The 5,111-nt window shown below is 36.3% G+C and carries 4 protein-coding genes; all 4 read right to left on the bottom strand.

Translation table 11 applies throughout. From position 1 onward, the window contains the following. Positions 1 to 44 precede the first annotated feature (44 nt). Complete coding sequence (locus CKF59_RS05530; protein WP_119534966.1) at positions 45 to 875, bottom strand: energy-coupling factor transporter transmembrane component T family protein; 831 nt, start codon at positions 873 to 875, stop codon at positions 45 to 47. Further along, positions 865 to 2,580 carry an ABC transporter ATP-binding protein gene (locus CKF59_RS05525; protein ID WP_119534965.1) on the bottom strand — a complete coding sequence of 572 codons (1,716 nt, stop codon included), beginning with the start codon at positions 2,578 to 2,580 and terminating at the stop codon, positions 865 to 867. The genes CKF59_RS05530 and CKF59_RS05525 overlap by 11 nt, the downstream gene beginning before the upstream one ends. A gap of 47 nt (positions 2,581 to 2,627) precedes the next feature. Then, on the bottom strand, positions 2,628 to 3,185 hold the full coding sequence (locus CKF59_RS05520; protein WP_119534964.1) for an ECF-type riboflavin transporter substrate-binding protein: 558 nt from the start codon (positions 3,183 to 3,185) through the stop codon (positions 2,628 to 2,630). 113 nt (positions 3,186 to 3,298) lie between these two features. Then, positions 3,299 to 4,156, bottom strand: coding sequence for an SAM hydrolase/SAM-dependent halogenase family protein (locus CKF59_RS05515; RefSeq protein ID WP_119534963.1), 858 nt, complete (start codon positions 4,154 to 4,156; stop codon positions 3,299 to 3,301). Between the last annotated feature and the right edge of the window lie 955 nt (positions 4,157 to 5,111).

Genomic DNA, 5,111 nt, shown 5'->3' with positions numbered 1-5,111 from the left:
AAAGTAATACCTCCAAGTTTACAACTTGGAGGTATTACTTTTATTTAGAGAAAAGGATTATAGAAACGTCCTTGATTTAGTTCCCAGCAGAGGAACACGCAAGCAAAAATGAAGAGAGCTAGGAGAAGAGTGAGATAATCTCGAGTTCCCATTTTCTTTTTGCTAATCCAAGTACGACGTTTGTGTTGCCCAAAACGACGTAACTCCATCGCTTGGTTAATTGAATCTATATTATTAAAAGAGTTCAAGATAAACGGCATTACTTGAGAGACTATAGCTTTAACTCTTTGCCAAAAAGGAGCTTTGGCAGAAAGATCGAGTCCTCGTGCTTGTTGTGATTTATTAATTGCGAGATATTGAGTTTGGATATCCGGAATATATCTTAGGGTTAAGGCTACAGCATAGCTAATTCTATAGCTCACCCCAATTTGATTTAGACTCGAAGCAAATTGGCTTGGGTTAGTAGTCATAAGAAAGGAGATGGCTAAAGGTACGGTACAAATATACTTTAAAACCATATTCCCTAAGAAGAAAAACTCTTCATAGGTAAACTTAAAATAACCCCAACCGGCAAAGATCTCATGATAACTTTGATAGAGGTCATTACCATGAGTAGGATCAAAGATATACACCATGACCAAATTTAATACCGAGAAAAAGAGGATAAATTTGATTACAAAGCTAATCTCGACGTAACGAATCTTAGAGAGCTTGAGAATTGCTAAAGAGCTCACCGCAATAAACACGAGTAAGCGAGTATCATAAGTTATCATTGACGCTGTAAGGACAATAATAAAGTATAACAGTTTTGCCGTAGGGTGAATCTTATGGACAAGAGAATCCTTAGGCAAATATCCCATTACATTATTGCTCATGGTGAACCCTCCTATCGTAGGCGATAAATTTTTCAGTAAAGGCTAAAGGATTAGCTAAGCCCATGCGTTGTGCTAACACAAAAAGACTAGTTTCTTTTAAAGAGGCGTGAGCTACTAAACCTGGGTTGGTAAGAACTTTTACTGGTGTGGTATCAGCAAGTGCTTGTCCATTTGCCATAACAATGGCTCTTTGGGTGTATTCGAGCATTAAGTGCATATCATGGGTGACCATAATAATAGTAACCCCAAGAGCATTAATAGCTTTAAGAAACTCCATAAGCTCGGTATAGTGCTTATAGTCTTGTCCTGCCGTAGGCTCATCAAGAATAATTACCTTAGGATCAAGCACAAGAATTGAGGCAATAGTTAAACGCTTTTTTTGTCCATAAGAGAGAGCGTTTACAGGCCAGTTACGCATCGCATAGAGACCACAAGTTTTTAGAACTTGCTCAACTTTGCGAGTAATGGTAGCTTCATCAACTTTACGATAGCGCAGACCTAAGGCTACTTCATCAAAGATTTTTACTTGAGTAATCATTTGATTAGGGTTTTGCATAACATAACCCACATGATCGGCAATCTCTTTAATGCTCCATTGGCTCATGTCATGATCTTGCCAAAACATTTGCCCTTTAAAGTCTTTAACAAAGCCACAGATAACTTTAGATAGGGTTGACTTGCCCGCTCCATTCTTACCAACTAAAGAAATCATTTCTCCTTGTCCGATTTCAAGATTAATGTTCTTGAGAACTTGTGGGAGTTCGGGACGATACGCAAAGGATAGTTGTTTGATTTTGATTAAAGGCTCAGGCTTAGTTAATGCCGGAGTTGGCGGTAAGCTTGCTTGCCATTGTTTTAGTTTAGGAGCTATTTCATCTCCCTTTAGTTGTTCGAGACTCGAGATATTTTCTACTTGTTGTAGGTCAACTCCCGCATAACGGAGAGCGGTGATCCAAAGAGGCTCACGAATGCCTAACTCAGCTAAAGTATTGCTTTTTAGTAGTTGTTCAGGGGTAGTATCAGCAACAATTGCTCCTTGAGCAAAAACGATAATCCGATCCACATTAGCAACTAAGACATCCTCAAGACGGTGTTCAATAATAATTACCGTAGCTTGGGTTTGTTGTTGAATTTGATTGATAAGATGACTTGAGTTATATCCAGAAGCGGGATCGAGATTTGCTAAGGGCTCATCAAAAAGTAAAATCGGGGTTTGATCAACTAATACTCCAGCCATAGAGACACGCTGTTTTTGTCCCCCAGAAAGATCATGGGGTGACTTGTCGAGAAGATCTGCCACATCTACTGCTTTTGCCCAGTGTCGTACTTGCTCGTACATTTGGGCTTGAGGAACACAAGAGTTTTCTAAGGCAAAAGCTATGTCTTCTTCAACCGTAAGCCCTACAAATTGATGATCAGTATCTTGGAGTACTGTGCCTACAGATTTACTGAGTTCAAAAATTGAAGAATTTTTTGCATCTATCCCGTTGATTGTAAGCTCACCTTCGATAGTTCCAGGGTAGGCATGAGGAATAATTCCATTAAGGCAATTCCCAAAAGTACTTTTGCCTGATCCTGAAGGGCCAAGAATTAAAACTTTTTCTCCAGGGTAAATATCAAGGTTGAGATTATGCAATGTAGGTTCAGCTTGAACACTATATTTAAAACTAAAATTTTTAAAAGAGATAATTGGCTGTTTATTCATAATAAAAGGCTAAAAGCAAGTGTTTTGAGGCACTTGCTTTCACAAAGTTAATCTAATTTAAGAGAACCTGCTTTAGTTCGAGTTTTTGCATAAAGTTTTAATAGTGCCGTACCAATAATTGCAACTGAAATAGTGTTTACAATTGCTGACACTAGTCCTTGAACATAAACTTTATTTTCAGGTTCAGCATAGATCATGATATCCACACTTGGAGCTACAAGAGCCCAAAGAATAAAGTTAGCTGCCGTTTGGATAATATTAAAGTAGATAATATCTTTAGTCGTAAAAATACCTTGAGCCAGTTTTTTACCATTCACGGCATAGCCTAGGCATAAACCAAGAATCCCAGAACAAGTAATCCAACTAAACCAAGCTGAGCCATATTGGGTAATATCATTGAGCAGATGCCCAATAAAAGCAGCCACGGCAGCCGCAAAAGGACCAAAGATCCCAGCAAATAAAGCTAAGAAACCAAAAGCGGTTTGAATTTTAGTATTGGCAACAAAGGTTGGTAACATTACAAAACGCATTAAAATAAAAATAATTGCTGCCCCAATGCCAATCGCAACCACCGTTTTTACGGGATTAGGTTTAGGTGTAGCCATATTTGCTCCTTAAATTAAAATAAATCAAAATCAAAAAAGAAAATACTTATCGAGAAAACAATGATCAAAATGAAAAGAGAAAAATGTAATGAGATGTTAGCTAAGGTCAAGCTTTAAGCTTGAGCAATTTGTGATTTACGTAGTTCAATGCTCCATTCAACCCCTGTACCTATATGGTAAAGACGACTAAATGAATCTTGATTTACAGCAACACCAACATTGAGTAAAGAGTTAATATAGACTAGAGGTTCTCCAATATTAACATCTGAGAAAACTTTAGCAAAGGTCATAACATTTTGGTAGACCTTAATGCCGTTGTGATAAATGGAAACGACAAGGTTATCGCCATTTTTAACTTCGAGGTCACGAAGCAGTTGGAGCGGGATATTAGTCCATAAACTCCCAAAGCGAATATCTAAAATATCAATAATACCACAAGCTACTTGATTTTCGATTTTGGCATCAACAATTGGTAGTCGGGTAACTTGTTCTAGCTCTACCACTGAACCTATTTCGGCAAAGGTAATTTCTCCTGAAGCAAGACGAGCTCCATTATAAGCATAAACGTCACGACCATGGAAAGTGTGGCTTTCGCCTGAATGAGGTAAACGTGAAACTACTTCATCAATGAGGCGTACTTCTTCTAAGCCAATATAGTGAGCTAAATGACTTAAAGTGCCGTTATCAGGAGTAATAATAATTTGTCCCTTTTTCGTGCGAGCTGCAAAAGAGCGACGGGTAGAGCCTACTCCAGGGTCAACTACCGAAACAAACACTGTGCCTTTTGGCCAGTAAGGAACGGTTTGTAGTAAGCGATAAGAAGCTGCCCAAATATCGTAAGGAGGAATATCATGAGTTAAATCGTGTACTCTTAATTCCGGATCGACTTGAGCTGCGACTCCATACATTGCACTTACAGCACCATCACCAAGACCAAAATCTGTTTGTAACACTAATGCGTTTTTTGACATTTACTTTTTCCTTTTAATTAACAAGTTTAGATAATACAAGCCTTGTGGAGGAGCAAAAAGTAACGATAAGTTATCTCAATAAATTTTTGATGTAATTTGTTTTCCGAAGCCCTCAACTTGTTAATTAAAAGGCAGTTAGAGGGAAGAAAAAAGCTTTACTTGGTGGGAATTTAGGTACATTTAAAGAAACTCAAGTCTAAGTTGCAAGAAGCACAAAAAGGTTTTACGAGTGTTACTTAGCCAAAAAGAATTGTGTGTTCTTACAACCCTCTTAAGGTTTGCTCTAAAATTTCCTGAAAGTGGAGGTGATAAAGCTTTTTCTAAAAAAGATGATAAAAAATTAATAAAGTTTATGAAAAAAAATTGGATGAAAAAAATGAAGATAAGATTATCGTTAAATTTCTTGCTCTTTAGTTCTAGTCAACTTACGGAGGTATTTATCTTGCCTAAGGTTTAGGATGTTTAGGATGTTTAGGCTTAGAGGTTTAGACATAACCAAGTTGTCTAGCTCAAGCAAGTGCTTGCTAGTTTTTGTTTAAGATTGAAATTATGCGTTACATTCGCATAGATTTAACATTAACAATTACTAGTTTTCTCATAGATTTAACTACTCTTTAACGAAAATTTAAAAATGAATGGATAAAAAATTAATAAAAGTAAGAGGAAGTTGAATTTTTGTCAATTTCAAGTAAAGCTAGAGTTAAGCTTGAGATTGTAGATTCCAATTACTTTAAATTAAAGTTGTTGAATTGATTCTTAAATTTATAGTAGCAGTTTTTACAAGAAAAAGTAAAGAGGCAAATAATAAAAAATTTAACTTTTTTATAAAGTAATTGATTTTTAATAGCAAAGGAATGGTAAAAGGGATAATAAAATATTTTCTTCCCTGATTTGATGGTTAAAGTATAGCAAAAATTTTATTCTTTTGGGTGAAATAAACAAGAAAAATTTTTAA

This window comes from Psittacicella gerlachiana (genome assembly GCF_003585965.1).
GTDB lineage: Bacteria > Pseudomonadota > Gammaproteobacteria > Enterobacterales > Psittacicellaceae > Psittacicella > Psittacicella gerlachiana.
Note: the sequence above shows the minus strand (reverse complement) of the source record. Positions and strands in the feature narration are given on the sequence as shown.